The following is a 1855-nucleotide window of genomic DNA, read 5'->3' as shown; positions in this document are numbered from 1 at the left end:
GCGACGGGATGCTCGCCCCCGAGGTGACGCGCCGTGTGCTGGCACGCTTCGCCGCGACGCCCCCGCCGGTGTCCGCCCCCAGCTCCGTTCCTCCCTCGGGCGGCGCCATCCCGGTCGTGCTCGCCGAGCCTCTCACCGAGCGCGAGGCCGAGGTGCTGACGCTGCTCGCCGACGCTCGGAGCAACGCCGAGATCGCGCGGGCGCTCTTCATCGGAGAAGCCACCGTCAAGACGCACGTCTCACGCATCCTGCAGAAGCTGGGCGCCCGCGATCGCGTGCAGGCGGTCGTGCTCGCCCATCGCATGGGGCTCGCCTAGCCACGGCCGTCGCACCGTCTCGGTCCCCCACGACACCGCCGTCGAAGCAATCCGCCCGTTCTCCGTAATGAACGCGCGGATTCCCCATCTCTTCCGACGTAGGAGACCACCGACGCCCGAGGGATGAGAATGAACGCGCCAGCACTGCCGGAGATGAGATCCACTGTCGAGCATCCGCACGGGCAGGCCCCGGCGTCGTCACACCAGGCCCTCTTCCGCGTCGGCGGTCAGGACTGTTCCCGGGTGCTGACGCCCCGCGTGCGGCGACTCGCATGAGCGCTTCGGAGCCGAGACCCGGCACCATCTTCATCACCGGCACGTCGACCGGACTCGGCCGCGCGGCCGTCACGCTGTTCTCAGGACGGGGTTGGCGGGTGATCGCGACGATGAGAGACCCCGAGAAGGAGCAGGAACTCGGCGCCCTGCCCGGGGTGATCCTCAAACGGCTCGACGTCGACGATGCCGAAGCTATCGTGCGCGTAGTCGCGGAGACCCTCGCCGAACATCCGGTCGATGTGCTCTTCAACAACGCGGGATACGGCCTCGCCGGACCGTTCGAGGCGAGCAGCGACGAGCAGATCGTGAAGAACCTCACGACGAACCTGCTCGGCCCGATGCGCGTCACCAAGGAGTTCATTCCGGCATTCCGAGAGCAGGGCTCGGGAGTGATCCTCACCACGACCTCGATCGGCGGTCTCGTCACGATGCCGTTCAACTCGGTCTATCACGCGGCGAAGTTCGGCGTGGAGGGCTGGAGCGAGAGCCTGTCCTACGAGCTCAAGCCGTTCGGCATCCGCGTCAAGACACTCGCCCCCGGAGGGATCCGCACCGACTTCGGTGGTCGGAGCCTCGATCAGTCGAGCCACGCCGTGTACGCTGATGCGCTCGTCGCCGCGACTCGGCGATTCCGCGACCCGGCTCGCGACACCACGCGCTCCTCTGCCGAAGAGATCGCCGAGATCGCCTACGGCGCGGTCACGGATGGCACCGATCAGATCACGTACGTCGCCGGGGTCGACGCCCACGAGTACCACCGACTGCGAGAACACCTGGGACAGACGGGTTTCGTCGCGGAGTCGACGCGGCTGTTCTTCGGCGACTGACCGGGCGACGGTGCACCACCCGCGGTAGCCTCGAAGCCATGCCCGACGCCGCACCCCTGTCCCGCCCGATCCTGGCGGGAGTGGTGACGGCACTCGTCGGGTTCACGAGTTCGTTCGCGGTGGTGCTGACCGGACTCGACGCCGTCGGGGCGGACGCGGCGCAGGCGGCCAGCGGGCTGCTCGCGGTCAGCCTCATGATGGGTCTCGCATGCGTCGTGCTCGCATGGCGGTATCGGATGCCGATCACCGTCGCCTGGTCCACGCCGGGGGCCGCCCTCCTCGTGGCCACGGGCACGGTCGAAGGCGGCTGGCCTGCCGCGGTCGGTGCGTTCCTGGTCACCGCCGCGCTCATCCTGCTCACGGCGCTGTGGCCCGCACTCGGCGCCCTGATCGCCCGCATCCCTCCGTCCATCGCGCAGGCGATGCTGGCCGGAG

The 1855-nt window shown here is 69.3% G+C and carries 3 protein-coding genes; all 3 read left to right on the top strand.

Features of this window, described 5'->3' with window-relative positions; genetic code table 11:
* A partial coding sequence (locus DSP71_RS07980) for a response regulator transcription factor (protein WP_258546326.1) occupies positions 1-317 on the top strand: 317 nt, incomplete at its 5' end.
* Positions 318-589: 272 nt separating this feature from the next.
* The gene (locus DSP71_RS07975) at positions 590-1420 is read left to right on the top strand and encodes an SDR family oxidoreductase (protein ID WP_113680809.1); all 831 of its coding nucleotides are present in this window, start codon (positions 590-592) and stop codon (positions 1418-1420) included.
* 38 nt (positions 1421-1458) lie between these two features.
* Positions 1459-1855: benzoate/H(+) symporter BenE family transporter (locus DSP71_RS07970; protein WP_181800690.1), on the top strand; the 397-nt coding region annotated here is incomplete at its 3' end.

This window comes from Microbacterium sp. H6 (genome assembly GCF_003314775.1).
Lineage (GTDB): Bacteria > Actinomycetota > Actinomycetes > Actinomycetales > Microbacteriaceae > Microbacterium > Microbacterium oxydans.
The sequence above is the reverse complement of the archived record's forward strand: the minus strand, read 5'-3'. Positions and strand labels throughout refer to the sequence as shown.

Coding starts and splice junctions, on each gene's coding strand:
- DSP71_RS07975 (WP_113680809.1), top strand. CDS start 590: ATGAGCGCTTCGGAGCCGAGACCCGGCACCATCTTCATCACCGGCACG.